At 64.4% G+C, this 24,946-nt stretch carries 24 protein-coding genes; 8 read left to right on the forward strand and 16 right to left on the reverse strand.

Annotation, left to right across the window (positions count from 1 at the left end; all coding sequences use genetic code 11):
* Positions 1-607: 607 nt before the first annotated feature.
* Positions 608-997 (reverse strand): hypothetical protein, encoded by a 390-nt coding sequence (locus ACFQ58_RS08615; protein ID WP_376950661.1) that lies wholly within the window; start codon positions 995-997, stop codon positions 608-610.
* A gap of 604 nt (positions 998-1,601) precedes the next feature.
* Here ACFQ58_RS08615 and ACFQ58_RS08620 point away from each other — a divergent pair.
* Both ACFQ58_RS08620 and ACFQ58_RS08625 read left to right on the forward strand, forming a co-directional pair.
* Positions 1,602-2,309: a hypothetical protein gene (locus ACFQ58_RS08620; RefSeq protein WP_376950662.1), complete on the forward strand. Its 708-nt coding sequence runs from the start codon at positions 1,602-1,604 to the stop codon at positions 2,307-2,309.
* 4 nt (positions 2,310-2,313) lie between these two features.
* Positions 2,314-4,128, forward strand: a complete 1,815-nt coding sequence (locus ACFQ58_RS08625; protein ID WP_376950663.1) for a hypothetical protein — start codon at positions 2,314-2,316, stop codon at positions 4,126-4,128.
* 116 nt (positions 4,129-4,244) lie between these two features.
* Here the strand turns inward: ACFQ58_RS08625 and ACFQ58_RS08630 are convergent, their stop codons facing one another.
* Together ACFQ58_RS08630 and ACFQ58_RS08635 are read right to left on the reverse strand one after the other, a co-directional pair.
* Positions 4,245-4,427, reverse strand: coding sequence for a hypothetical protein (locus ACFQ58_RS08630; RefSeq protein WP_376950664.1), 183 nt, complete (start codon positions 4,425-4,427; stop codon positions 4,245-4,247).
* A gap of 808 nt (positions 4,428-5,235) precedes the next feature.
* Positions 5,236-5,613 (reverse strand): hypothetical protein, encoded by a 378-nt coding sequence (locus ACFQ58_RS08635; RefSeq protein WP_376950665.1) that lies wholly within the window; start codon positions 5,611-5,613, stop codon positions 5,236-5,238.
* A 388-nt stretch (positions 5,614-6,001) separates the two neighbouring features.
* On the opposite strand from ACFQ58_RS08635, the gene ACFQ58_RS08640 reads away from it, so the two are divergent.
* From ACFQ58_RS08640 to ACFQ58_RS08650, 3 genes are all read left to right on the forward strand, one after another.
* Positions 6,002-6,166: a hypothetical protein gene (locus tag ACFQ58_RS08640; RefSeq protein WP_376950666.1), complete on the forward strand. Its 165-nt coding sequence runs from the start codon at positions 6,002-6,004 to the stop codon at positions 6,164-6,166.
* 446 nt (positions 6,167-6,612) lie between these two features.
* Positions 6,613-6,954 carry a DDE-type integrase/transposase/recombinase gene (locus ACFQ58_RS08645; protein ID WP_376950667.1) on the forward strand — a complete coding sequence of 114 codons (342 nt, stop codon included), beginning with the start codon at positions 6,613-6,615 and terminating at the stop codon, positions 6,952-6,954.
* Positions 6,954-7,115 (forward strand): hypothetical protein, encoded by a 162-nt coding sequence (locus ACFQ58_RS08650; protein ID WP_376951112.1) that lies wholly within the window; start codon positions 6,954-6,956, stop codon positions 7,113-7,115. The genes ACFQ58_RS08645 and ACFQ58_RS08650 overlap by 1 nt, the downstream gene beginning before the upstream one ends.
* Before the next feature lie 109 nt (positions 7,116-7,224).
* On the opposite strand, the gene ACFQ58_RS08655 is transcribed toward ACFQ58_RS08650, so the two are convergent.
* The 5 genes from ACFQ58_RS08655 to ACFQ58_RS08675 all read right to left on the reverse strand — a co-directional run bounded on the left by ACFQ58_RS08655 (position 7,225) and on the right by ACFQ58_RS08675 (position 13,758).
* Entirely contained in the window at positions 7,225-8,205 is a 981-nt protein-coding gene (locus ACFQ58_RS08655) for a hypothetical protein (RefSeq protein WP_376950668.1), read from the reverse strand.
* 364 nt (positions 8,206-8,569) lie between these two features.
* Positions 8,570-10,519, reverse strand: coding sequence for an AAA family ATPase (locus tag ACFQ58_RS08660; protein WP_376950669.1), 1,950 nt, complete (start codon positions 10,517-10,519; stop codon positions 8,570-8,572).
* Between the two features lie 12 nt (positions 10,520-10,531).
* Complete coding sequence (locus ACFQ58_RS08665; protein WP_376950670.1) at positions 10,532-11,266, reverse strand: PaeR7I family type II restriction endonuclease; 735 nt, start codon at positions 11,264-11,266, stop codon at positions 10,532-10,534.
* Between the two features lie 2 nt (positions 11,267-11,268).
* Positions 11,269-12,966 (reverse strand): Eco57I restriction-modification methylase domain-containing protein, encoded by a 1,698-nt coding sequence (locus tag ACFQ58_RS08670; RefSeq protein WP_376950671.1) that lies wholly within the window; start codon positions 12,964-12,966, stop codon positions 11,269-11,271.
* 372 nt (positions 12,967-13,338) lie between these two features.
* Positions 13,339-13,758 carry a DUF3846 domain-containing protein gene (locus ACFQ58_RS08675; RefSeq protein ID WP_376950672.1) on the reverse strand — a complete coding sequence of 140 codons (420 nt, stop codon included), beginning with the start codon at positions 13,756-13,758 and terminating at the stop codon, positions 13,339-13,341.
* A gap of 161 nt (positions 13,759-13,919) precedes the next feature.
* Here ACFQ58_RS08675 and ACFQ58_RS08680 point away from each other — a divergent pair, with 161 nt between their 5' ends.
* The 3 genes from ACFQ58_RS08680 (at position 13,920) to ACFQ58_RS08690 (ending at position 16,010) form a co-directional block, all read left to right on the forward strand.
* The gene (locus ACFQ58_RS08680) at positions 13,920-14,921 is read left to right on the forward strand and encodes a DUF2971 domain-containing protein (RefSeq protein ID WP_376950673.1); all 1,002 of its coding nucleotides are present in this window, start codon (positions 13,920-13,922) and stop codon (positions 14,919-14,921) included.
* Positions 14,922-15,036: 115 nt separating this feature from the next.
* Positions 15,037-15,357: an Lsr2 family protein gene (locus ACFQ58_RS08685; RefSeq protein ID WP_376950674.1), complete on the forward strand. Its 321-nt coding sequence runs from the start codon at positions 15,037-15,039 to the stop codon at positions 15,355-15,357.
* 14 nt (positions 15,358-15,371) lie between these two features.
* Positions 15,372-16,010 carry a hypothetical protein gene (locus ACFQ58_RS08690; protein WP_376950675.1) on the forward strand — a complete coding sequence of 213 codons (639 nt, stop codon included), beginning with the start codon at positions 15,372-15,374 and terminating at the stop codon, positions 16,008-16,010.
* A 62-nt stretch (positions 16,011-16,072) separates the two neighbouring features.
* On the opposite strand, the gene ACFQ58_RS08695 is transcribed toward ACFQ58_RS08690, so the two are convergent.
* From ACFQ58_RS08695 to ACFQ58_RS08730, 8 genes are all read right to left on the reverse strand, one after another.
* Complete coding sequence (locus ACFQ58_RS08695) at positions 16,073-17,347, reverse strand: hypothetical protein (RefSeq protein WP_376950676.1); 1,275 nt, start codon at positions 17,345-17,347, stop codon at positions 16,073-16,075.
* An 8-nt stretch (positions 17,348-17,355) separates the two neighbouring features.
* Entirely contained in the window at positions 17,356-17,625 is a 270-nt protein-coding gene (locus ACFQ58_RS08700) for a hypothetical protein (RefSeq protein WP_376950677.1), read from the reverse strand.
* Between the two features lie 98 nt (positions 17,626-17,723).
* Positions 17,724-18,116, reverse strand: coding sequence for a sulfate permease (locus ACFQ58_RS08705; RefSeq protein ID WP_376950678.1), 393 nt, complete (start codon positions 18,114-18,116; stop codon positions 17,724-17,726).
* A 111-nt stretch (positions 18,117-18,227) separates the two neighbouring features.
* Positions 18,228-21,677: a MobF family relaxase gene (mobF, locus tag ACFQ58_RS08710; RefSeq protein WP_376950679.1), complete on the reverse strand. Its 3,450-nt coding sequence runs from the start codon at positions 21,675-21,677 to the stop codon at positions 18,228-18,230.
* Between the two features lie 142 nt (positions 21,678-21,819).
* Entirely contained in the window at positions 21,820-22,965 is a 1,146-nt protein-coding gene (locus ACFQ58_RS08715) for an alpha/beta hydrolase family protein (protein ID WP_376950680.1), read from the reverse strand.
* Positions 22,962-23,867, reverse strand: a complete 906-nt coding sequence (locus ACFQ58_RS08720; RefSeq protein WP_376950681.1) for a DUF6545 domain-containing protein — start codon at positions 23,865-23,867, stop codon at positions 22,962-22,964. The genes ACFQ58_RS08715 and ACFQ58_RS08720 overlap by 4 nt, the downstream gene beginning before the upstream one ends.
* Positions 23,868-23,980: 113 nt before the next feature.
* Complete coding sequence (locus tag ACFQ58_RS08725; RefSeq protein WP_336570207.1) at positions 23,981-24,445, reverse strand: hypothetical protein; 465 nt, start codon at positions 24,443-24,445, stop codon at positions 23,981-23,983.
* 59 nt (positions 24,446-24,504) lie between these two features.
* Positions 24,505-24,927: a hypothetical protein gene (locus tag ACFQ58_RS08730; protein ID WP_336570206.1), complete on the reverse strand. Its 423-nt coding sequence runs from the start codon at positions 24,925-24,927 to the stop codon at positions 24,505-24,507.
* Between the last annotated feature and the right edge of the window lie 19 nt (positions 24,928-24,946).

The raw sequence follows: 24,946 nt of genomic DNA on the forward strand, positions 1-24,946 counted from the left end.
GATGTGGATTTCTGGAAGCGCGACTGATCGCCACGAAAAGAGCCACAAGACCCTCGAAAAGAGCCACAGGAAAGCGCTCCCCCAACGCGAAACCCCTGAGAATCCTTGATTCATCAGGGGTTTTGTGGATCTGAGGGGACTCGAACCCCTGACCCCCTGACGGTGTGCACCGTGGCGGGCGCGCACGTGTTTGGTTGTGGATGCCAGCAAGTGTAAGGCAGGGCGGGCCGATCGAGGGGAGGCGACGTGGCCGCTCGTTGCCGTCAGATGCAGGTGTTTGTGGATGAAAAGAGCCCCAAAAAGGCCGCAGGGCCAGGCGACCGCTGGGCCGGCAAACGGGTAGGGACGAACCCCAGGCCGAATCAGACACCGTCCACGCCGCGGTCATCGACGAGGTCGGGCATCACGTCGCCGATCGTGAGCTTCCAACCACACCGGCCGGGTACCACCGGGCGCTTCACAGAAGTGCTGGATCAGCGTGCGCGGATCAAGTCATCCACTGCCGCCGCCCGACTCGGCACACTGCCTGTCACCCGTCTTCGAGTCCCATCTCGGGGAGGGAGCCTCCGACGAAGCGCGTCCACGGACACGCCGGGGGCTCAAGCCCTCATTCCTCGAGTTCGTCCCGAATCCTGCCTTCTCGCGGGACGCGACCCCACCACCAGTCGGTCTCCTGCTCTCTCCTCCCTGCGAAAGCACGGACAAGGCCGCTCACATCGTCCTCCGTAGACGATATGAATACTTCGTCCGCTACGAGCACCCTCGGCTGAATCCGGGCACGATCGGCAGGCTCCATGGCCGCGAGTGCGCGTTCCAAAATGTCACGCAAGTAAAGAGCTCCGATCAGGTCGTCAGCGACCCAAGCGAAAGCGCTCCGGTAGTCGAACGCGTCCGCTTCCAACCGACCAACGTGTTCGACCCAGGAGGAGATCAGGTCCCCCAGCCGGATCGTCTTATCCCAGGACATTCTTACTATCGAATCTTCAAGGTCGTTCATCAGACTCCTTCAATCGCGGAAGAACGCGGTACTTCTCCACGGCGTTTGCTCGTTGAGAATGACCAGTACGCCCCGATAGTCCAACTGAACCCGATTGCGTTCCAAGCACGTAACCGAGCCTCGCTCCAGAGTTCCCCTAATCTGAGCAAGACTCGGCTTGCCCGCGATGCCCCCTCCAACGTGTTGGCGCAGATCCGGGAGTTCGTTTCCGTGTTGGCAGTCTGATTGCCGGCGTAGGGAATCTGGCGTTACATGGCTCGAGACCATGCTCGCGCTTCGAGTTGCAGGCTTGACGAACGGCCGGATGAGGGAGGAACCTGTCTAACGAGGATTGCCGGCTCCCTTTGGCTGCGCGAGCCTGGTCCCATCGAATATTCGGATAAGTCGCTGACCCGTAGATGCGCATGGGGGTGCCATCATGGCCGAAGAATTCCAAGACTCGGTTAAGATCTCAGGGGCCGCCGGAACGCCAGAGACTGTGATCACAGGGACCGACCTCCACGTAGGTCGTGTCGTGCAGCGAAGGGGGCGGCGTCCCCGCTTGCCGAACGCTGCCGCCGTACCTGCGGCTGGCGCTGTGGCCGCACCCCCTGGTGGAGCCGTCGTGATCGATGTGGGTAACGCGGCCGCCGTCCCGGATGTGCTGGTCGACGTTGGCGACAACGGCGTCTCCGGGGGCATCATCATCCGCGACGCATCGGACGGGGCGGTCATCTCCCTGAACGGTGAGGACGGCACGGTCACCATCGGCACCGGCAAGGGTGCCGGTGGGCGGCTCGTACTGCGCGGAGACAAGAACGGGCCGGTGGTCATCTTCGACGGAGCCACTGGGTCGATGAGGTTCTTCAACAAGCAGCTCGTTGAGACGATGGTCATCGACGCTGTCGCTGGTGACATCCGGCTCCTCGGCGCCGACGCAGCCGAAGACTTCGATGTCGCTGTCGCCGGCGAACCGGGTGCTGTGATGTGCCTCGACGACACCGGCAAGGTCCGCCCGTGCGAGATCGCATACGACACCCGTGTGGCCGGGGTGGTGTCGGGTGCTGGTCGCTTCCGCCCCGCTCTGCGACTGGACCGGCGCAGCACGCACACAGACCGTCAACCGCTGGCCATGATGGGGAAGGTGGATTGCCTCGTCAACGCCGAGGACGCCCCGATCCGGGTCGGTGACCTGCTGACCACCTCATCCGTGCTCGGACACGCCATGGCAGCCTCCGACGCACACCGCGCTCACGGGGCAGTCATCGGAAAGAGCCTCGGTTCCATCGACCGGGGTCGAGGGCTGGTCCCGGTGTTGGTCTCGCTTCGGTGACGCCATGGCTCTTACCGTTGCAATCTGTGGCGACTCGGCGATGTGGGGGCAAGGCCTCCTCCGCGAGCACACTTACGCGTTTCTCTCATCGACTGAAATCGCGCGCCAACTCGGCGAGCAGCTCGTCATCCTCCCCGGGCGCGGCGTAGAGCCGCTTCGCGGTGAAGCTCGTTCCGGCGCGAAAACCCTGCCGTTCCGCCCCCAACCCGGAGACGTCGGGGACGCCGAACGCTTCATTGAGAATTTCCCTGACTTCTTCCAGTCCGCGCAGGAAATCAACGACTTCCGAATCGGAGACGACGAGTCACCAGGGGCCAAGCTCTTTGGGGAGAACCCTGCACCGTTCCCAACTGTTATCGAGGTCGTGAAGCGCTTCGCAACGACGGGTGCTGGGGCGGCAGCGGATCTCGTGCTTCTCGACGGCGGGATCAACGACGTCGACTTCGAGGGAGTTCTCGATCCGACAGGCCCGGGGCTCGGGAGGGTCAAGAGGAGCATCAAGGATGCGTTCAATCTCAGACTCGGGGAACTGCTCGAAGAAGCACGTGAAGCGTTTCCGAATGCAGTGATCGTCTACGTGGGCTACTACTCCGTGTTCTCGCCGGAAACCGACCGTGAGGAAATCAAGAGCTTCGGCAAGTACCAGTCCGGCAAGTCGGCTTTTCTGATCGCGCTGAACGACCTCATCCAGATGGACCCCGGTCCGGGGAAGATCATCTGGAACGCCATCGGAGGTCAAGACCTCGACGAGCTTTCCAAGGGTGCCGTTCGGCGATCGGGGATCGCCGCCGCCACCGCGCAGTTCTGGATCCAGAACACGATCGCCTCCGTGACCCAAAAGGTTCGAGGGCGAGGCATCGTCTACGCCCACCCGGGACTCAAGGATGAGAACGCAGCCTGGGCGCCTGCACCCATGGTGTACGAGCGCTACCGCCAGCCGGGTGAAGGCGGCAGCGAGGTATCGGATGAGATGCTGGCCACACGGTTGGCGAACATCCCGCGTCAAGGTTCGCTACCTGCCTACCAGGTGGTGATCGATGCGTACGCTCAACTGCAGGCCGGCGCCCAGCGAGCAATGAATGCTCTCGTGGACAGCGCCACGGCGCTCCTCCGTGAGCCGGACCTGACGCCCAAGATGAAGGATGCAGCCCAGGAGCTCAGCGCTGGCTTCACGCTTGCGCGGGCCGACACACTGGTCCGGCTTGTCTCTCTGGATCTTGCGCGCATCGAGCACGCCACGTTCGCCTCCTTCCTGCACCCCAACCCGCGCGGTGCTCGCCAGTTCGCGGACAGCATCGTGCGTGTGTATCGGCAACAGCGGAGTCTGTCGATACGAGAGGTGACGGAATCGGTCTCGGCAGGCAGTGGCATCGGCAAGGAGCTGCGAAAGCACGGCGTCAAGACGGCCGGCGGGCTGCGACAGCTCGGACCGATCGCAAAGATCACCTCACTCGCCGTCCAGTTCGAAGGATTGCAGGACAACCACGGCGGGGCGCAACTCTTGCTCAATGGCAGAGTTGTGGCAGGAATTGGCGTCAGTGACAAGGCCGCGAAGAAACTGTTCGTCGCCGCCGATGTCGACGTGCCTATCGGCGAGTTCAACGAGGTCAGCGTGCGCGCCATCATCGGCCCTCCGGGTGCTCAAGCTCCCAAGGCTGACATGACGAGGGTGTTCATTAACGGACGGTTGCACGCGTCCGTCCCCGCGAACGAGGTCCGGGATGTCGGCACGAAGTCGGTAATCTGGGGAAGCTTGCCTCGAGCTCCTCGGCCGCCTCGTCGTGACGGTGGCGGCGGAGGTCGTAGACGCACTCCGTGAGCGTGTTCGTCTGGGTGCGGGCGCTCAGCGGATCCTGACGCTGACGTCAGCCGGCAACGGGTCTGTCCGCGTACTTGTGTAATTGGTCATCGGCTGATCGGTTTTCTAGTTGCTTCCTAGCGGTCGCCGTAAGTCATTGCGAGCACCTTCAGGATGCTCTTCCAGCCCGTGGTTTCGCGAGGCGGGCTGGTGCGGTTGTTATGGCGCTGCCGGGCGGCCAGGTAGAGCACCTTCAGTGCGGGTTGCTCTTTCGAGAAGTGCCCTGATCGACGCGCGGCTTGCCGGAAGCGTGCGTTCATGGACTCGACCGCGTCGTGGCGCTACGGCTGGACAACGGCCGGAGAAGTGAAGTCATCGCACTCGCAGCATCCGCGGAGGGCGGCTGTGAATCCTCCTGATTCGGATCGCTCTCGAGCATGACTTGTATCCGAACGAAGAGGCCGCACTCTGGTGCCTCCGGGCGGCGTTCAAAGAGCTCAGGTACACGATTCGGGAAGACCAACCGTTGACTTGGTGGCGGTCCGACATCCACGGAGCTTCCGGCGGGTCCCGCGAATACCAGGCCTTCAAAGCGGTAATGGCAGTGGTCGCAAGCATCCTGACGGAACGGCGGCAGCGCGCACGGCGGTCCGTTGCGCGATGGGGAGACTCATACTGCGCAGACGCGGACGGAAAGCCTCCGATGGATCACCGGAGACCGACTGCCTGTGGACATCGATCGAAGGAGCACTTCGGACTCGTCGACGAAGGATTGGGGCCTGCTCGCGGAGTGGACGACATCCCGGCCAAAGTGATACCTGCAAGAACGGGCGGGATGCGCCGCCGTCGGCTTCAGATGGTGAAAATCCGCAGAGCGCGTCGGGCCATGAGTGTGTGAGAGTGCGTCCTTCGATTGGACGTGACCTACCGGGAGCCCCTTCGACAGGATGCATGATGGGGCTGGTCCCGGTGCGACGGCACTACAAGTCAGTTGAACTGGCTCGCGCAGCGCTGCCAAGGGGAGACCTCACCGGAACTTTGCTCAACAAATCGTGAGGTACGAACGTATTTGCCGTCCCTATGGCAAGCGGATGAGACGGCCGGCCCGGCAACCACTTCCGAGGAGTGTCACCGTCCTTCGTCGCGGTCTGCGAGCTCTCCGGGCCCGATCGCCTCATTCGCCCAGGACAGTAACGTCCACGGGTCTGACGGCGATGTGCGAACGAATACGCGATAGTTCTCGTACTGCTTGCCGTCCAATTCGACGACGCAGCTCACAGCTGCCCGCCTCGTCCCAAGGAGGGCGATGGATAAGATCGTCGTGGACCGCGGTCCCCCTTCCTTCACGTTCGCGAGGAATGTGTCCCTCGTTTCATGCGTGCCGTTCGCGCGTCTCATCGCGAAGACAGGCGCCAGGATTCGTTCGAAGAAGTTCCGGTCCCCTACCGACTCGGAGTTCCCGATCTCGATATTCAGCTGATGGAGATTTTCGACGTCGTTGTTCATGGCATGCCCGAGCTCACTCTCCTGCTTTCGGCTCGAGGCGTCAAGACGTAATGCGTGGCGGCGCTGACACCGGAATGCGCCCGCGGCGCAGCATCGAGACCGGCGACGGTCACCCGTCGTAGCTGCGGTTCACGGGTTCGTAGCTTTCCGCTCGTCCATCTAGTGCCCGGCTGTGGACCCGAGCCTGATTTGGGCACAACACTGAGCTGTTGTGAGAAGGGACGCCGGTGGCGAGAAGGATGCCTGAGTCCCCCGGCGTGTCTGGAGACAGTATTCCTTGGAAGGATCGCCTTCATGGCACGTGCAGTAGTATCCGCGCGAGCTTCGTGGGCGCGCGGTTCGGATGGTCGTGGAGGTGCGGCCGGATTATCCGAGCGAGTATCGGGCGATGGCCGAGGTCGCGCAGATGCTCGGCATCGGCTCCCCGGAAGCGGTGCGCACGTGGATGCGCCGGCATCAGCTCGATGCCGGGTCCGGCCCGGCGTCACGAGCGAAGCTGCTGACGAGTCAAGCGCCTGCGGCGGGAGAACACCGAGCTGCGTCGGCCGAGTGAAGTTTCTGGAGGCCGGGTTCGGCTTTCTTCGCGGCCGAACTCCACGGGCCACAGCAGCGATAGTCGCGTTCATCGAGGAGCGGGATGTCGAGTCGATCTGCGCCGTGCTCACGCAGCACGGGTGCAAGTTCGCCCGATTGACCTACGACGACGCCAGGAACAGAACGCCGTCGGCGCGGGGGTGTCGGACGACCGGCGGAAGCGGATCATCTGTCCACATGGCGGCAGCACCGTCGCCAGGCTCGGTGCCCGCGAGCTCTGGCTCCGGTTGCGCCGCAACCGGCACGAGATCGCCCGGGCTGGGTCGAACGGCTCCATGCGTGGTCTGGGCCTCGGCGGAGTCGTGCGCGGTGACCGCACACACCTCGCCGACGTGGGCCGGCGACCGACTCGTCGGTGATCTCGCCGAGCGGCACTTCCGACGGTTCCGCACGGACCAGCTGTGAGTGGCCGACTTCACGTGCGTGTGGACCTGGTCCGGGTGGGTATACGTGGCGTTCGTGTTCGACGCGCACTCGCGCCGGATCCTCGGCTGGCGGGCCGCGACGAGCATGACGACCCCGCTGGTGCTCGGCTGCCTAAGGATGGCGTTGTGGAATCCCCCCCGGGAAGGCACGGCCGGGTTTGCCGGGTTGACCCATCACACGGATGCGCGCAGCGTCTACACCTCGATCGCGTTCACGGACCGGCTCGTCGACGAGGGCATCGACCCGTCAGTCGGGTCTGTTGACGACGCGAACGACAATTCCCACGCTGATCCCAGATCGGGCTCTACAAGTCCGAGCTGATCCATCACGAGGGCCCGTGGCAGGACGTCGACCAGGTCGAAGCGTCCGCCGCCCGGTGGGTGCAGTGGTTCAATACCGACCGCACTCACGGCTCGATCGACGACCTCACGCGGCTCGAGCTCGAACGCCTCGACAACGCTCGCACCGAACCCCTCGAATGAGCGTGCTGACACCAGCGAACCGCTTTCCGAACACGCCGGCTGGACTCAATCACCTACTCGTGCAGCAGACCCATACCCACTCCGTCGTGCTTGGTTGTGGCAGGTCCCGTCAAAGGAGGCGTCGAATCAGCCAGTTGGGAACCCCGTAGTCGACAAGCGCACGGCGAGATGCAGCTGGCCACGTGGCACCGTTCGGATTCCCGAGCACGACGGGCGCAGGCATCGCAAGCGCATGCGAGACGTTCGCGTCGAACCATGCCGGTCGTTCGAGCTTCTTCGCGTTGACCTTAACGGGCTGCGGCCCATAAGCGTGCCGCCAACGGCGCAGGAACTCGTCAAGGCCGATCGTGCTGAGCAGAATCCTCGCGTCGATCGTGAAGACCAGTCGCTGCAACAGGGCGATGGTGTCGCGCACAAGCGGCAAGTCGATGACGATCGGGTCTCCGAGCGAGAGTACAGGGACCGCAGCTGGACGAAGCGTGGTCGAGGCCTGAAGGTTCTTCAGCGCGCCTTGCGCGTCGTTTGAGGCATCGGCCAACCGTTGATGAGCTCGCCCATCCGAATGCACTAGAGAGTTCCGAACTTCCTTGAAGTAGCGATAAAGCAAAAGTGCCGCCCGGACATCGCTGTCAGACGGGAGCCAGTAGCGATCCACGTGCACAGACGTTTGATAGAGATCCAGCATGAGGGCGTCGGGCGTTAGCACGGAAAAGACCTCGACGAACCCGGGGCTACCATTCGCCAGATAAGGGAACTGACAGCCGCGCTTGGCATTCGAGATTCCGTACTCGAGTTCGAGACTCTCAGCCCAGGACTCGTATCTGGCGAACACCACGAAGAGCCACATCTCCGCAAGATCGCGGTCCTTTTCCGCTTGAGGTCGAAGGGTGTGAGCCCGTAGGTTCTGCCCCGTTGTGCCGTTGGGCATGGGGAAGAGCGCCTCGATGACCCGATCGTCGGCACCCGCATTGACGATGCGCGCAACCTGCGACGAGAGAAGTTCGACACCGGCGCGGCTTGTGTTGATGAGATGAAAGGACTCGGTGATTGCCCTCATGAAGGTGCGTGACTGCTCCAGAAACGTCTCCACAAAGCGAGACTAAGCGTCGCACCGCGCGCACCTTCGTTTCGACGCGCCTTGGCCGGGCCGATGCGAACGGTTCGGCGCGCCTCAGTCCATTTCGAGCAACTCAGACCACGACCTCTTCACCTGACCGGGCCGAGCCTGCTTCGTGCCGCAGCTCGTGCACACCATCAGGAGTCTCTGTGTGATGTCGCGCTCGTCCAGGAACTTGAAGTTCTGGCCAGACCGACAGATGGGGCAGGACAGGTGAACGTAGCGGGCGGGCATGAATGGAGTATTCCGTACCAAACAGTATGCATGCTAGCGGATATGACAGAAGCCCTCGCCCGCCTCTTCGTCGAGTACGCAGCCGCCTCCAACGTCCGCAACGCTACGTATTGGTGGGGCTCGACTTGCGCTTCAGTATCGCCGTAATCTCAGCGTGCAGGTCGACGAGCTTCGCCGTCCCAAATGTACTGGGGCGAGCCAGCCCTTCCTCCACCATCCGGCTCGCGACGACACGCTTGCCGGGTACGCTGAGTCCCTCACGATCCGCCCACTCCTCAATCGCCTTGGGCCACAATGTGGTGCTGGGGTCAGGCATTGCTGGGAGCCCCGGTATCGCCTTCACGGGGTTGCACTCCACGAGCAGCTTTCCGAGCACGTCAAGGTAGGACGCCTCGTCCAGGACGTTTTCGAGCGTCAGTGCGTCAAGAACTACGATCCGGTCCGCAGGAACCCCACCACGTTCGAGCGCTACCTTCTGGTCTCGCCCTCCTCGGTCTCCATCGACAAGGTACGCGACGCGTGCTCCCTCCAGGTCGAGCTCCGGGTACATGGCTGATGGAGTCTCAGAGAGTCCCGGAGCGACCTGGTACTCAAGATCATCGTCCGAACCGATCGCGGCGCGGATCAAGGAAGGCAGGAGGAGCATCTCGGTCGCGCCTTCCGCCAATACAACGAATCGCGCGGAGGAGAATGCCGCCGTGCCCGCGCCCATGGCAAGCATCAGCGGGGAGAAGCCCGCAGCCTTATGCCAGAAGCTGCTCTCAATCACGCTTCGCTCGCCGTTTGTCTTGTCTGGCAATACAGCCCGGATGTTCGAACCTAGGTCCGGAGGCAGACACGCAGGTGAGTGGGTCGTATAGATGATCTTGGCAACCTGATCCTGCTTCATGAACGTGCTGACGAGATCCGCCTGCGCATCGATGTGCAAATGGGTCTCTGCCTCGTCGATGAGGAGCACCGGCTTGACCTCGGTGTCCCGGGACGCCAGGAAGGCCGTTAGCGCTACAAACATACGCAGGCCTGCGCTTCGTTCAGCGAATGGCGTGATAACGACGCCATCCTGACGGATCCTGACGAAAAGCGTGGACCCCTCAGTCTTGAGATCGACGGTCACATTCGATTGACGCCAGGACTCGGCGAACTTCGCTGCCAGCGTCTGGTTGGCCCGTAGTACTCGCGTCTCGCGGTCCGATTCGTTGCCGGTCTGGAGCGCGCTGAATAGACCAGACAATGAGAGGTCCGCCATGCTGGCCAGGTTGGCAAGTGCTGCGGGAGGGGAATCAACGGTCGCTTGGTCGATGGCATAGGTCGTACTCAACGTGCGGGCGGCGTCGTCGAAGAACAGGAACTGCGGCATCCGCGCATGGAGACGCGCGAGCACCTCATCGGACGGATCCTCACGCTCGATCCACGACACAAGTTCTTGGAGCGCCTGTCGCTTGGACGGAAGCAGACCGAACTCAGTGAGTTCGGCCAGTAGTGTACGGATCTCGGAATCGTGCCGGGTGGCGGCGCTGGCTGGGCCGTGCTCGATGCGGTCGCCATCGAAGGCACCGACTAACGCGACGAATCGATCCTGGAGGGATGACCTGCGTGGGTCGGGCTCGTCGTCCTCAGCTATTGGTGGTGCGGTCAGGGATTCAAGCTGCTTCTGACTCACCGCTCGCAAGGCAGAGAGCGCATGTTCGATCGTCTTTGTTTCCTTACGAGGTTCGGGCGAGATCCCGACCCGGGGCACGCCACCTCCCGCAAGGCGGCTGACGGCCATAGATTCCGGCGCCTCGTCTAGCTCGAGATCGTTCACCAGCGCAATGTCATCTGGATCGAGTCGAAATCGCACTCGGACCACAGTCTGGTCATCGTTGACCGTCATATGGCGTGAACGTTCATGAACGGCCAGCGTATCGCCGCTGGAGATGTACTCGAGAGCACGGAGGAGTGTCGTCTTGCCAGCCTCGTTCGGACCAACGATCGCGATGACTCGGTTGTCCAGATTAACCGAGCCAGCCGCCAGCCGTCCGAACCCACTTACCTCAGCGCTGATGAGCCGCATGCCTGCCCGGCGCTAGAGCGCCGCCTCCGCAGCGATGTGGGCCGAGAACGCCGCAACGAATCGTCGCAGGCTTGTCGCAGTGCTCAGGTTGTCCCACTCGCCATATCTGCCGCCGTTACGGGTCGACGTGATGACCGCGGTCTCGGTGTAGAGGTTCTCCAGCACGAGGCGCCGACAAAGGATTTCGTAGCGTTCCAGGTACGACGCGTCCCGCAGTTCACCGATCACCGGGAAGTGAATGCCACCGGTTCTTGTCGGCCTCCGCGAAGCGGGCGCGTCCTCGACATGCATTAGCCAACCGACGAATGGACGCGGCCCGTCCCCAAACGCACCTTCTCGGTACGCCGTCCAGAGGTCAACCGCCGACCCAATCGCCTCCTCGGTGCGATTGTTGAAGTTGTTACTGAACGACGGACCGACGTGGCTCTTGAGTTCGATCGCGGCTACGAGCGCACCATGGAGCGTGACGACGACATCCCAGTCCTTCGTGGGCCGGAAGTAGCCGGGGAGGGTTGTGACGCTTCTCGTGAGATGCACCTTGGCGTCGAACAGCCCGTTCGCGTATACGAGTTCGGCGATGAGTTCCACGAACCCATCCATGTTCTTGCCGCTAGTGACACCAGCCCGTTCGCCAGCGTCTACATTGCCGCTTAGGCGCTGCGTCGCGGCGGCCGCGGCGCGGGTATCCCAGAAAGCACCGACGGCTTCCGCCGTCCGTGCTTCAAAATCCGCAAGGTCAATCGGCATTCCTAGACGTCTCCTTCCAGGAACGCCAACGTCCCGGGATCAAGCTGGTAGATGCGCTCAAGCAGTGCAGACGAAAGCTTCTCGCCCATCTCCCCCGCCCGAGTCATCGCTAGTCTGTCGTCCGAAGAAATGCTTGACCAGTGCGGCACGCGGATCCGCTTGAGATTCTGCGCCTGGAATCGGAGATACCCACCGCCGATCTTCACCGAGTAAGCCGCGACGAACAGATGTGCGATACCACTCCGAAGGAGCGCCTGAAGCGCCCGAAGGTTCCAGTCCTTCGATGTGATGAAGTACAAGTTGTGGTGCGGGTACAACGTTCCGGGATCGTACGCAATTGCATCGCCGTTGCCCTTGATGTCTGGAATCAGCAGCTTGGGTTCCCACGTCAGGTCAGGGAAGATGCGGTCGATCGTCTTGTACCAGCGCTGTGCGGTGTTCTGCTTTGCGGTGTGTCGTCCGCTGAGCTGTTCGCGGTACACCTCCAGATGCGCTGCGAGCTTCGGGTACTGCCGTAGGTCGACGAGTGATCCGTCATCGGCGTAAGGGTTCACGACGCCTTTGCCGGTCCATACGAGCTTCCCCTCCGGGACACAGCGGTTCGTCGCCAAGGGCAACTTACGGTCGTCTTCGACATCTAGCTCATCGAGCGGGGCGATGAAGGCCTTGTCTGCTCCTGTGGCAACGCCGATGCCGACACGGCATCCGGCTTCCTGAACGGTGGGAAAACGTTCTTCGAGGACTCGAATCACCGACAGCCCTTCGTTAACACTCAGCAACCACGGTTGCGCGCCGCGAACAGCGTCCAGTTCCTGCACGCCGGGATTCGAAGTTGGGCTTGTCCAGCTCGTCAGATCAGCCATGAGCTGATTCAGGTACGCCCGGTCGACTGACTCCGCCCGTGCGACGCGTGAAGGACCCGGGTCACTTCGCTCGATGACCGTGATCGAAGGGTAAGCGCCGACTTGGACCTCAAACGCATCGAGCCCGTACATGTCGACATAACTGCGCAGTCGGAAGCCATCGGCAATGCGGGCGCGAATGCCCCGACCGTAGTCGTTCTTCACCCACGCGTCCGCACAGATGAAGCTGAGGCGACCACCTGGCCGAAGGAGGTCAAGTGAGCGCTCCATGAACGCGACGTAGAGATCGGCGCGGCCCACCATGCTGGAGAACATCGACCGGTACGTGGCGAGCAGGTGATCCTCGATTAGTTCCTGCCTCACGTACGGTGGGTTCCCAATGACGAAATCGAACTCGAATGGGAATGAAGCGAGCAAGTAGTCGTCGTGGACGAGCCAGCCGTCCGCGAGACCAGTAGCCGCGTCAAGGTCGATGCCGGCAGCTGCGAGATGCTCAATCAAGACCGTGCGGAAGCCAATGAACGTGTCGGAGTCCAGTTCAACAGCACGAAGCGCGTCTCGTAGCTCCTCGGTGTCGCCGCTACCGAACGCCCGCCAGGAGGCAAGGAGACGGTCAACCGCGGACAAGACGAAGCGCCCACCACCGAACGACGGCTCGAGCAACGCGAGACTCTGAAGCGGTCGATCAGGCGTGTACTCAATCAGGTCCAACATGAACTCAACGACCGCGTGCTTCGTGAAGATCGCTCCGCGCTTCTTCTCTTCAAAGCCGTAGCTGCGCTCGGCTTCGGTGACCCGTAGTGCTTCGGCGGGGGGCTGGGAGATTGCAATCGTCATGGCTCGATCAGCGTACTCGCGGCCACCGACACGGCACGCGCGGACACTCGACTGGCGAGCCGTTCTGATGGGTGGCGGTGTGATGGTTCCTTTCATGCGCATGTCCCCCTGGTCGTGCAGCGGCCCTGCTGGCCCCGATAATGAGCGTTTGTCGACCTCTGGTCTACGGCAATCGCACCGCGACGTGTCGGGCGGCTTCTTGCCAGCAGCAGCTGGTCCGCGCAGTGAAGAGCGCGGCCTCCAATCGTCGCGGGTGGCGACTCAATGAAGACCGGGCAGGGCGGACAGCTCAGGAGCGCGCGTCGTCGCCAAGTGCGATGACGCGCACGTCCCCTGCGAGCGTCCACCGCTCGAGAAGGAGCATCCCCCAGATCATGGCTTCCGCGAACTCATCGAACGCGAGCTCGTTGCGATATACCACCCGTCGTCGCCGATGACCTTCACCTCGATCGCGAAGCTGCGCGCGTGCATGAGCAGCGCGCGCACTTCTTCGGGGATGTCCGTCGAGTCGCCGGCCCGATCGGGGACTCCGACCGCAACGGCATCGCCGACGAGCATGGCGCGCTGCCTGCCAGCCCGCGTGTAGAACCACCAGATGAAGGTGGCCCTGGGGTTCAATGGCAGCCGCCGAAGCAGTCCCTCCTCGTTGACATAGATAGTGCAGCCCTGACTAACGACGTCCACCGGTTCGAAGTAGCCATCGCCGGCGGCCTGGTAATCATCGAGCCTCGCGAACTCTCGCTCAGCGATCGGAGCGATGTCATCCCATTGGATCAGCCGACCTTTCACCATCTGTCCCTACCTCCTTGATGCGAGCGGCCGACATCCGAACTGGTTCTCGTTCGAAGCCGCATCGCAGCAAGGAGGCGTGCTCGCATTGAAGAGGGGCTCTCGGGACGGTCAACCGTGCGATCGCTCCTGGACTGAGAGCGTGACGCGGCTACATTCGTCTTGTGCCTGAGTTGTTGCCGTTCGAAGACCCAAGCCACGCGTTGTACCTCGGCGACGATGGGTTCGAGGTTGCGCTACCCCCCGAGGTGCTCGTCTGGCATTACACCCAGCACAAGACGCTCAAGACCATCATCAGCAGCCACATCCTGCGCGCATCAGACATTCGTTCGATGAATGACCGCAACGAACTGCACCAAGGCATCAAACGAGTACGACAAGCCTTCAAGAAGCTCAAGCGCGACTGGGACTATCGGGAAGGCGGACCCGAGATAGGTTTCGATGAGCTCGAGGAGGAGCTTGATGTTGCGGCCGACGACGCCTTCGACGGCAGCGCGTTCGTTACGTCGTTCTCGCGCACCAAGGACAGCACCGACCAATGGAAGGCGTACGCGAAGCCCGACGGGTTCGCGATCGGAATCCCACGCGATGTGCGGCTCCCCGTTCTTGGCTCCGAGCCGAGCGAGTATTCGCGCGGACGCTATATCGAAGAGATACCGCTCCGTTGGATCTCGCTAAGGTATGGCAAGGCGGACCAGATCGCGCATGCCGACGAGGGCCTGGGGCGCGTCATGTCGGAGCTAGGTGAGGCCGCTTACATCTCCGCCAAGCACGACGACATCGATTTCGGCAGCATCTTCCGAGATCGCGCGAAGAGTCTCTATGTCGACAGCGTCGCCGCCATCAAGCACAAGGCATTCAAGTCCGAACGCGAGGTTCGCTACGCCGTCACGCGGCCGACGAATCCGGCTGCGATAAAGACCCTCCCTGGAACGGGACGAATGTACATCGAGCTCACGGGCGCGCTGCCCGATCCGTTCGACCGGCACTGGCAACCGAATGAGCCGGAGTACTACCAGCCGACCCCGGCAAATCTACCGATTCGTGCGATCTGCATCGGGCCGGGGAACTCGTTCGAGCGCACGAAGGCTGAGGTCGAGCGCTGGCTATCCACTGCTGGCTACAGCGGCGTAGAGATCATCAGATCGAAGAGTCCGCTTCGCTAGGCCCGTCGATTGAAGGGCCGTGAATAGTGCCATCAGTCAAGGCTCGCTTGTCGCCGAGTTACTCATCTACCGAGGTGTCATACAATCGGCGGATCCTCACTCTTGAAGGCAAACAGTGGCCAAGAAGACGGTAACCACCCTCATCGACGATATCGACGGCAGCGAAGCAGTCGAAACTGTCGCGTTCATCATCGACGGCACGAGCTACGAGATTGACCTCTCAGCAGACAACGCCGGCGCATTCCGCGCCGCCGTTCAGCCGTACATCGATGCGGCTCGGAAGACACCGCGCCGAGGCAGCGGCCGCCGCACTTCAAGCGCATCCACGTCCTCGAAGGAGATCCGCGCCTGGGCGGCCGAGCAGAGCATTGACGTCCCAGCACGTGGCCGCATTCCTGCTGATGTGCAGGAGCGCTACCGCGCCGCTAACGGCTAGCGCCTGGCCCGGGAATGGCGCGCACTGGCGCACGAGCGGCTCGGCTCAAGAAGCTGCTGACTGAGGCGGGCCTTGAGCCGACTGCTTCGAAGAAGCCACTGTGGCCTCTAGCATTCGACACCGGCCAGCAACGGCAGCTCCTGCGGCTGTATCGGGCCCTCGGCGGTCAGCTCGAAGCGCCCCAGTTCGCACCGGGCGCCTGGGACCTCGTTTTCGCAGACGGCCTGCATGTGGAACTCGACGAGCAACTGCACTTCAACAGGTATCGGGCGGCGACGTTGGACTCTCCGTGGACGTCAGAACTCGCCTGGACGCCGGCGTACAAGGCGTACTGCACCAGCGAGGAAGCACGCTGCCTCAAGGATGGCCGAAGCCAGAAGCGGTGGACAAGTCCGCCCGCAGAGCGGATGTTTGGTGTCTCCGGGCCACCGGGAGATCTCGAGATCCTCGGCTCCGCTCGTTGGCGGCAGCGCGCCCTTTACGACTGCATGAAGGACACGCTGGCGGCAAGTGGCTCGGTGCACTTGGCGCGCGTATCGATCTTTGACGAGGTGGACGGGACTGCCCTCGAGAAGGTCCTGACCGGGCGCGCGGACGTCTCACCTGCGGCCCTTAGGAGTCTTACTCTGGAGCGCGCACAGCTGCATGGATGAAATTGCAGTGAGTCCCCCGGCGTGTCCGGAGACAGATTTCCTTGGAACGATCGTCATGACGTTCACCAGCTTCGTCGCTTCAACGATTGCCCCGAGTATTGATGAGGCGAGTTGTATGCGCCCGATGACACATCGAGCGGAGCGATACGGGCGCGCGCGGCGCGACCGGCGGCCCGCGCGTCCGCTGTGGTGAGCCGGCTCGTATTGAGCAGCGGCACCACCTCCTGAGCGGCAAGCTGGACGAGGATCGACTCAAGGCTTCCCGATTCGCGGCCCCGGCGACGGCGCGCCACGATCTCAAGCGCCGCCTCAGAGGTCAGTCGCTCGCGGTGTCCCTCGACCTGCCGAACGATCGCTCGCACCAACTGGTCAAGCTGTTCATGCCGCTCATGGTGTTGCACCACCACCCTGGCACTGCGAACGGCTGCGGCGATATCGCGACTGGTCAGCAGGTCAACCGAGCGTAGCTGACGGATCACGACCTCGACAGCGCGCGACTCCACGATACGGTTTACGTCGACCGGAGGAAGACCCAGCCGGTCGCGCCTCTCTGCATAGGCACGTGCGAACTCCATCATCCGACCGCCATTCTCGACCATGTACTCCTTGAGCGTTTCGGCGAAAATCGAAAACTGGCGCAGATGCTCGTCACGCTTCGGGTCGTCGAAGTAGGCCGCGGCCTCCGACTCGTTCGCGCGACGATCGGCGGCGGTAGTCGGGTGGATTCGCTTCGGCGGCAGTCCCGCGCGAGCCAATCTTCGCTTCAACCGCCGGGCCGCAGCGTTCGCCTCGAGCTCGGCCTGATAGATCTCAGGGTCACTCCGACGCCGACGCTGGAGCTCAGCGCGACGCTCCTTGTTCCGCTCCGCCCATTCCCTCGACACTTGCTTCGAACGCTCCGGGTCCGCATCCCGCCGGGCTGCCGCACGCTCGCTCACCTCATCGCGGTGCGTCGCGTAGTAGCGGTTGTAGTACTCGCGCACCTTGTCACGATTGGCCTCGACCCAGCGCTGCTGGTACGCCCGAACCCGCTCGGGATGTTCCTCCCGCCACCGCTTCGCTCGCTCCCGCGCCTTCCGCCGCGTGTCGGCCTCGCGCCGCTTCCGTGCGGCCGCGCGACGCGCCGAGTCGCGATTCTGCTGTCGCGAACGGTCGAGGTGCTCCTCACGCCAGCGACGATTGAGCTCCCGCACGCGCTCCGGATGGGCTGCCTTCCAGGCCCGACTCTGTTCGTGCAACCGATCGAGGTTGGCCTGCCGCCAGCGACGCTTGAGCTCGCGCGTATGCTCCAGCTTCGCCGCAGCCTCAGCGTCGTCGTCGTGATCAATTGAGGCCACGACGGCTCCTACTCACGCGGCGGCGGCGGCGCGAGCTCGATCACCAGTGCGAGCAGCTCTGAGCGATGCGCCGAGGGGTTCGTGATCACGCGGCCGACCGCGGTTCGAAGGCGCTCGACATCTCCGTCCGCCAGTCCCTCGATCGGTTCGATGCAGTACGCGATGTCGCGCTGAAGGTCGTACTCGGCGTCGTCGACCGCGATCTCCGGGTAGTAGAACAGCGCCGCGAGCGCAGTTCGGCTGAGGAGGTCATCGAACTGCTCCTGCGGGACCGTCATGGCTGTTCCTCCTGCTCGCGGCGTTCGTCGTGCCACAAGACTTACGCGAAGAACAGGTGCACCGACAGTGCCGTGCCGATGCGGCGGCGATGAACGCTCTACCTGACGAGTTCGATCGTCTCGCGCTGAGGCGCCGCTCCGGTGACCTCCCGGTCCCCCGCCGCGCTGTGCATCGCCGCACGGGCCATCCGCGCCTCGCGCAAGCGAACTCGCACGAGCCGGGCCAGCGTCACCGGGCCGGCGACGAGGAACTTGAGCGCGTTCCAGATGAAGAGCAGCCCGATGAGATACAGCCAGCCCGGGCCGCCGGCCTCGGCGAGCCCCACGCACACGAGCGCTCCCCCGCCGTAAGGAATCGCGAGCAGCATTGCCGGCATGCCCCACTTGAGGCCGCGGCGCGTGTGGATCACATCGAGGAGCAGGTTCGTCGGCATGAATCGACGGAACGCGAAGCGCGCGCGGGCGACGAGCGCCCAGATGAGTCCGAACATGCTGCAGTCCTCCACGTGTTCGGCGACGAGAACCTGGAAGAACCGCCGGAGACCGGAGGTCAAGCCATCGCGACGAGCGATGCAACGAATGAGGTCGCCTTCAGCCGCAGTCTAGATCCGAGGCCCGACACTCGGAAGCGTGCTCGGGACACTCGGCTCCGGGCGCTGGAAGCCCACCTCTCGCTCCGAGAGGCTCCGGGCGATGCCCAGCGCGCGCCGCGCCTTCGCGGCATCCTCCCGCTGGACGTCGCTCTGCGGCTTAGCGCCCAACGCGTTCGTGCCCGCGATGCCATAGCGATCGCGATACGCCGCGACCGTCCTCGCGAGACGACGCCACTCCGCTGCGCCGTCTCGTGGCTGCTGGCCGAGGGCGCGCATCCAGCGGTCGTTCGCGAGAAGCGCCTGATCGAGCACGGCATCCGCTCGCGTCTCCATGAGCGCGCACCGCTCGTCGAGCGCTCGCCGGACCTCTGCGTCCACCGCCGTCATCACGGTCGGGAGCAGCCCGACGACCAGTCGGGGCGCGCGGGGCGCTCCGCCGCGAGTCCCGAGTCCACGAGCGGATGCCGCGGCGATCCGCTCGCGAAGCACGGCTGCGATGTCGTGCGCATCATCGAACGGACGAGCGCGAACTGCGGCGGCGAGCAGGTGCCCAACATCGAAGCCAGCAGCCTCGGCTCTCCACAGCTCGGCGCCGAGCGGCCCGAAGGCATCCGACTCGATCGCCGCGTCGACCTGCTCACGTGCAAGCCCTGACCGGCGCACGGCAGTCGCCCACCGGTCCCGCTGCGCCGCGGCGGCGATCGTTTCGTACTCCGCCGCGAGCTGAGCGATAGAGCCCCATGCATCGTGCTCGGCCGCGAGCGTCTCGTGCGCCGACGGCTCGGCTCCGACGCGGTTCAGCACTCCGTAGAGGATGCTGCGTGCGGTCGCCGGCTCGGCGTCGCCGGGTCGCGGGCCGGCGTGCGCGACATCCGGATGGTCAATCGCAACGTACGCGATGTTGGATTCGCGTCCTCGCGTCATTCCCACGTAGAAGTTCTCCCGGGTGGTGCCCGATGCGGCCACGACGTGCGAGGTGTCCGTGGTGATCCCCTGCGCCCGGTGCGCGGTCACGGCGTATCCGAGCTCGACGTGGCGACGGACATAGCCGGGAGGGAGCACGACCGTGGAACCCCAGCGCGATCTCGGGCGACGCACCTCGAGCGCGCCGCTCCTACGCACCCCGACGACCGCCCAGCGATCGCCGTTGCGCACCCAATGGCGGCCGGCGCTCAATCGGCGATCGTTCCGCCGAGTGATCACGGTGTCGCCGACGGATGCCGCGGTGCCGTCATGGAGCTGTGCTTCACGCAGTGCGTCGACTCGGCCCTCCAGGATGAGCTCGGTCCGTGCGCGCACGTTAAGCGCCGTGACCGCCTCATTCGATTCGGCGATCAGGACGCTCGCCTTGCGTGCGCAGATGTCCGCACGCCAGGCCAGGTACGCGGCATCCGTCATCGCCTCGGTGCTGCCCTCGATCACACGCGAGTGCGCGACGAATTGATCGATCGCGTCAGCGTCGCCGTCGCGGAGCGACAGGGACGCGCGCCGCTCCCACTCGTGAACGAAGCGGTGTACCTCGACGAGTTCGGGAGCGTCCGCTCGAGCATGGACGAGCAGCGAGAACGCACCTCCGGCTTCGACCGACTGGAGCTGCGCGGGATCTCCGACGAGCAGCACCTTGGCGCCCGCCGCTTCGGCGAGCGCGGTCACGCGTTCGAGGTGCAATGTGCCCGCAAGGGATGCCTCGTCGACGATGACGAGCTGCCCCTCTGTGAAGGTCTTGCCACTCCGCAGTCGTTCGTGCCACCACTTCGCGAGGTTCTCGGTCGGGATGCCGAGGTCCTCCGCGAGCACGTGGGCTGCGGCAGCGGATGGCGCGAGGCCGATGACCGACCCGCTGCCGTAGGTCTCCTCCCACACCCGGCGAAGTGCACTCATAGCGCGAGTCTTGCCCGTACCGGCCGGACCGACGAGCACATCCACCACTCGCCCGGAGCTGACGATCTTTGCGAGGGCCTGGTACTGCCCCTCCCCGACGCGCGCAGCGCCACGGCCGACGCTGAGCGTTGCTCGCAACGTCGCACGTTCGATGCGCGGCCCGCTGGTCTGAGCAGCTCGATCGAGCAGGTTCGATTCGGCTTCGATGACCTCGGTCGACGTGTAGGTGATCGAATGTCTCGGGCGGAAGACCGAAGATCCGTCCGTGCGACGAAATCGCTCAGGACTCGTGGCGAGTTCCGGCGGGGTCAGCCGAAGCGAGAGCTCCTCGGCCCCGTCGACGATCAACCCGACTACCGCCTCGCGATCGGACGCGGAAGCGAACCGCATAGCCATCGTCTGTCGAGCCGCCTCGGCGACGAGGTTCCAGTGCCGCCAGGTGGAGCGCTTCTCGCTCACTAAGTCCACCACTGCCCTGGCGAGCGCGCTGACATCATCCGGCGCGATCTGGTCTGCGCGAATTCCGAGATGCGGAGTGCTCGCGATCGCCCCTTTCGTCCACGCCGTCGCATCCGCGCCCAAGACGCGACCCGCGCGCTCGCGCCACTCGCTCGTGAGATCGGTCAACGAGCGCACGTGCTTCACGGGCCTGGTCGACAGGGTCGCCTGTGCCCGCAGCTTCATGATCGTCACGCGACCGGGTCGCCGACCGTGCACCGCGATGTGCGACTCGATCAGGCGGTCGGTCTCGACGTCGATGTGCCTCGAGCGCGTCGAGAATTCGGCCACGAGCTTCTCCGGCACGGTCGCGATCGCCCACGCTGGATTGCGGTCGCGTCCTCGTGCGCGCCGCTCCCAAGGCACGCCGATCAGCCGGGTCAGCGCGTCGGCGAAGAGCGCTTCGTGCAACTCCGACACGGCAACGACCGCCGCGTGCAGCGGTCGCCCGTCGAGCGAGCGCCACTTGCCGTCGAGCACGGTCATCGCCTTGGTGCTGATGACGACGTGCGTGTGCAGGTGCGGGTCGCCGGCGCGGCTGTCGAAGTGATCGAACGCGGTTGCGATCACCCCCGAGACGGCGACCTGCGCAATCGCACCGTCGCGCGCGGCAACGCCGGTACGAGTCGCTGCAACTTCGCGCTCGAGGAACGCAAGCGACTCCGCAACCGCTGCATGGTGCGCTTGCACGATGAGCGCCTGCGTCGTTGCATCCGCAATGCCCCAGAGCACGCTCGCCGACTTCGGAATCGAGAACGTGAAGTCGTATCCGGCGACCGCGCGGCGACGGGAGGTCTCGCCAACCAACGCCTTCGCGTACGAGGGGTAGGCGCGACCCAACGCCTCGCCAGATGCCGGATGACATCCCCAGCCGATCAGTCGCTGGAGCTGCTTCTCAGTGACCTCGGTGCCGCCGCCAATCTCCCTCGAACGAAGCGACGGAAGGCCGCTGCCCATCCAACGGCCCGGCGGCGTTCCCTCCGCGCTGTAGTAGCGGGTCAGCGGCGTGGAGAGCGATCGGTCGCCGTCACCGATCGCCACGCTGCGCAGCAAGTACCTGAACCCGTCGCCGGCGCTCATCACCCTCATCGAAACCGTCACCGCCATCACCACCCCCGCCGGGGAGAAGGTGCGCCTCGATCTGCAAGAGGCGTGGCGGCATGTGGGGTCGTGGATTCGAGGCGGCTGTCGGGGAGCCTGGACCTGGTCGGGTCGGGTCAGATCAGATGCGCGGAGACAGCCAGGTGCGGACGGCGAGCCGCCAGCGATCCGGATCCGAGTTCCAGTTCATGGTGTGGTCGGCTTCGAAGGTCTCGAGCTCGACGAGATCCGGGCGCCGATCTCGGAGACGCGCCACGGCGTCGAACGGCGAGGACGAATCGAAAGTGCCATGGAGAATGAGCGTCGGCACCCGGATCTCGGTGGCGCGCGCAACCCAGTCGAAGCGACCAAGGCCGATCGCGTTCGGCAGCCCGACCAGCCGAGCGAGCGCCGGACGATCAAGCCACGGCTGAGCAAGCCCGCCTGCCCAGGCTGGGAGCCCGGATCGGACGCAGTTCGCCCGTATCGTCGCGACCCAGTCGACGACCGGCGAATCGAGCACGAGCGCGGTGATGTCAGACCTCGACTCTGGATCGGACGCGATCTGCAACGCGATCGCCCCACCCATCGACCACCCGAAGAGGATGAAGCGTTCGGCGCCGTGCTCGCGCGCGTAAGCCATCGCCGACCGAACGTCGTCTGTTTCCGTGCGGCCGAGCGTGGAGCGCCCTGACCCGACCCGTGGCCCCTCGCCGTCGTTGCGGTACGTCACGACGAGCGACGTCAATCCGAGCTCAGCGGCGACCTGCACTCCCCGTATCGTGCCGGCCCGAGGACTCCCGAGTCCATGGATGTGGATCGCCCACGTAGATGACGCTGCACCGGCTGTCTCGACAAGCCAAGCTGGAGCCGGCCCGACGGCAGTGGGAACCCGGACGTCGGTCGCTCCGGGGCCGGCGTCTGACGGGTCGGCGAAGTAGATTCCGCTCCATGACGCCCGGTCCCCCGCGCTCACGCCGGCCAGTGTGTTTCGACCCACGGCCTCACGTGCGATCAGCTGCGGACCCCGATCCTCGACCTCGTTGCCAAGCCGGATCAACAGACCGTCCTCGAGGAGCAGGCTGTGCTTCCCGGGCGACGTCGTCTGAGACGTCCGATCCAACACCACCCACTCCCGATCCGCAGTCGACTCCACTCTGCGGACGACGAGGTCGAATCGCCGGCCGGACGACGGCGCGGTCAGCCGCCGAGCGATGACGAACCCGAGCCCACCGAAGGATGCCGCCGCGGCAGCGCCGAGAGCCGCGAACGCCCATCCGGCCCTCATCGATCACGCCTCTCCGCATCCGCGGTCACGGGCACATCCGCCGGCTCAATTGACTCCGGCGCCCCCTCGCCGACCAGGTGTTGCTCTGCCCGGTCGAGCAGTTCTCGCTCCGCCTCCGTCAGCTCGAACGAGACGCGACTGTCGATGACCGCGTCGCGGATCTCGACGATCTCCCGGTGCAGCATCGCCTCAGGCTGCGCCGTGCGGAACGCGGCATCCGTGCTCTGACTGATCCCCGGCCGAGCCGTCGTGGCGCGTGTCCAGACTGGCTCGAGCTCGGCGATGAGCGCCTCGGTCGCCCGAATGCGTGAGTGGGTCTGCCGACTCCGGAGGATCGGCTGTGAGGCGAACCCGAGCACTAGGAAGATGAACGTGCCGAGGTACAGCGGGCCGTACACCCCAGACACGCTGCGCATGAGGTCGAGGTTACCGAGGAGGTGGCTGACATCCATGGCGATGACGACTGCGCTGAGTGCGAGCCCGAGGAGGCTGCCGATGAGGAGCGAGGTCGGTGGAAACCGCTGGCCTCCATGGCTGACGCGGATCCGATTCACGGCGAGGACTGCCATCGCCGCGAGGACGATGCCGTAGTAGGCGAAGTGGATCATCGAGTACGCCACTGCGGCGGGCTGGTCGCCGAGGTGGAGCATGAAGGTCGTGGTCGTGCCGCGCTGATCGATGAAGACGAACGAGACGATCGAACCCACCAGCGCGGCGGCGAGTACCGTCCGGCCGAGCGCGATGCGGACGATGCGGGCCGGTCGATCGGAGGCCTTCATCACCCCGCGTCCGAGGAAGAAGACGCCGATCATCAAGGCGACGTCCGCGAGGAGTGTCACGACGTTCCGCCCGCCGACCGCGCGGTCGAGTGCCTCGTACACCGGATCGACGTTGAGCGTCATGGACACCGCGATGGTGAGGGTTGCGTAAGTGATGGTCCGTTCCTCACGCCCTCGTCGGAACACGAGCAAGCTGATGAGGAGAATCCACATCAGCGTGGAGACCAGGACGGGAATCACCCGAATATCTCCAGGAATCGGGACTCGTGCATGGCGGAACCGCGGATCGCCGCAGCGAGTTGGTCCGCGAGCGACTCGGCGCTGATCTCCTCGAGGGTGTCGAGGTTCTGCCGGCGGAGCAGACGCCGTCGCGTCTCTGGCGGGATATCTGGCAGCAGGAAGTCGGGCGTCTCGGCGGAGTTCTCGGTGCCGTGGCCGAGGATCATGTGCGCGAGTTCATGCAGGACGAACTGCTGGCGATGCAGTCCGGAGTCGCTGTGCGCGTGGAGCACGATGTCCTCGGTGTCCGTCATCAACCAGATCGCGCAGAGCCCCTCGTGATCGCTGAGGCCGCCCAGCTCGACGATGCGGAGCCCCCGCTGGCGTCGCGCCTGCACCGCATCCACGAGCTCGTCGAAGCTGAAGACGTCACCGAGCGCGAGCTCGCAGAACGCCGTCGAGACATCCGCTTCGCTGTTCACGGTCTCGTCACCCCCTGACGTCGTCGGATGCTGCGACAGCGCGCACCACCCGCGGATCCCTATGTCTGCCTGATCTCCTCGTCGAGGAACTTGCTGATCGCCTGGAGCGCGTTCGGCGAGATGTCGCCGAGCGTGCGGGCCGCGTAGGACTTGACGCGTGCAGCCCGCATCGAGCGGACGAGGTCGAGCTGCGCGTTCACTTTCGCCGGCGTCTCGGCTCCGTCGAGTCCCATGAGGAAGTCAGCTTCGACATCGAAGAAGTCTGCGAGCCCTTCGAACAGTGCGCGGTCCTGTACGTACCGGTGCCCGTTGACCATGTAGGTCCAGCGCGAGCGCGAGAGATTGGTTCCACGCGCTTCGAGGAATTCGGCGATTTGGGAGTACGTCGGCTCTGAGCCGGACTCCGCTGTGGCGACGTCGAGGAGAAGCCGGAGGCGCTTAGCGAGGTCTTCGGCTGCGGTGTTGCTCGCGTCTTCGGTCATGTGTCGGAACACCTTCCAC

The sequence above is a fragment of the Agromyces sp. NPDC056523 genome (assembly GCF_042794545.1).
In the GTDB taxonomy this organism is placed as follows: Bacteria; Actinomycetota; Actinomycetes; order Actinomycetales; family Microbacteriaceae; genus Agromyces.

Excerpts from the sequence above, each read along its gene's own strand:
- ACFQ58_RS08700 (WP_376950677.1), bottom strand. The coding sequence starts at position 17,625 with ATGACGGTCCCGCAGGAGCAGTTCGATGACCTCCTCAGCCGAACTGCG.
- ACFQ58_RS08690 (WP_376950675.1), top strand. The coding sequence starts at position 15,372 with ATGGCGCGCACTGGCGCACGAGCGGCTCGGCTCAAGAAGCTGCTGACT.
- ACFQ58_RS08640 (WP_376950666.1), top strand. The coding sequence starts at position 6,002 with ATGGCCGAGGTCGCGCAGATGCTCGGCATCGGCTCCCCGGAAGCGGTG.
- ACFQ58_RS08715 (WP_376950680.1), bottom strand. The coding sequence starts at position 22,965 with ATGAGGGCCGGATGGGCGTTCGCGGCTCTCGGCGCTGCCGCGGCGGCA.
- ACFQ58_RS08665 (WP_376950670.1), bottom strand. The coding sequence starts at position 11,266 with ATGCCGATTGACCTTGCGGATTTTGAAGCACGGACGGCGGAAGCCGTC.
- ACFQ58_RS08660 (WP_376950669.1), bottom strand. The coding sequence starts at position 10,519 with ATGCGGCTCATCAGCGCTGAGGTAAGTGGGTTCGGACGGCTGGCGGCT.
- ACFQ58_RS08720 (WP_376950681.1), bottom strand. The coding sequence starts at position 23,867 with ATGACGCTCAACGTCGATCCGGTGTACGAGGCACTCGACCGCGCGGTC.
- ACFQ58_RS08675 (WP_376950672.1), bottom strand. The coding sequence starts at position 13,758 with ATGGTGAAAGGTCGGCTGATCCAATGGGATGACATCGCTCCGATCGCT.
- ACFQ58_RS08730 (WP_336570206.1), bottom strand. The coding sequence starts at position 24,927 with ATGACCGAAGACGCGAGCAACACCGCAGCCGAAGACCTCGCTAAGCGC.
- ACFQ58_RS08630 (WP_376950664.1), bottom strand. The coding sequence starts at position 4,427 with ATGAACGCACGCTTCCGGCAAGCCGCGCGTCGATCAGGGCACTTCTCG.
- mobF (WP_376950679.1), bottom strand. The coding sequence starts at position 21,677 with ATGAGCGCCGGCGACGGGTTCAGGTACTTGCTGCGCAGCGTGGCGATC.
- ACFQ58_RS08705 (WP_376950678.1), bottom strand. The coding sequence starts at position 18,116 with ATGTTCGGACTCATCTGGGCGCTCGTCGCCCGCGCGCGCTTCGCGTTC.
- ACFQ58_RS08615 (WP_376950661.1), bottom strand. The coding sequence starts at position 997 with ATGAACGACCTTGAAGATTCGATAGTAAGAATGTCCTGGGATAAGACG.
- ACFQ58_RS08635 (WP_376950665.1), bottom strand. The coding sequence starts at position 5,613 with ATGAACAACGACGTCGAAAATCTCCATCAGCTGAATATCGAGATCGGG.
- ACFQ58_RS08625 (WP_376950663.1), top strand. The coding sequence starts at position 2,314 with ATGGCTCTTACCGTTGCAATCTGTGGCGACTCGGCGATGTGGGGGCAA.
- ACFQ58_RS08670 (WP_376950671.1), bottom strand. The coding sequence starts at position 12,966 with ATGACGATTGCAATCTCCCAGCCCCCCGCCGAAGCACTACGGGTCACC.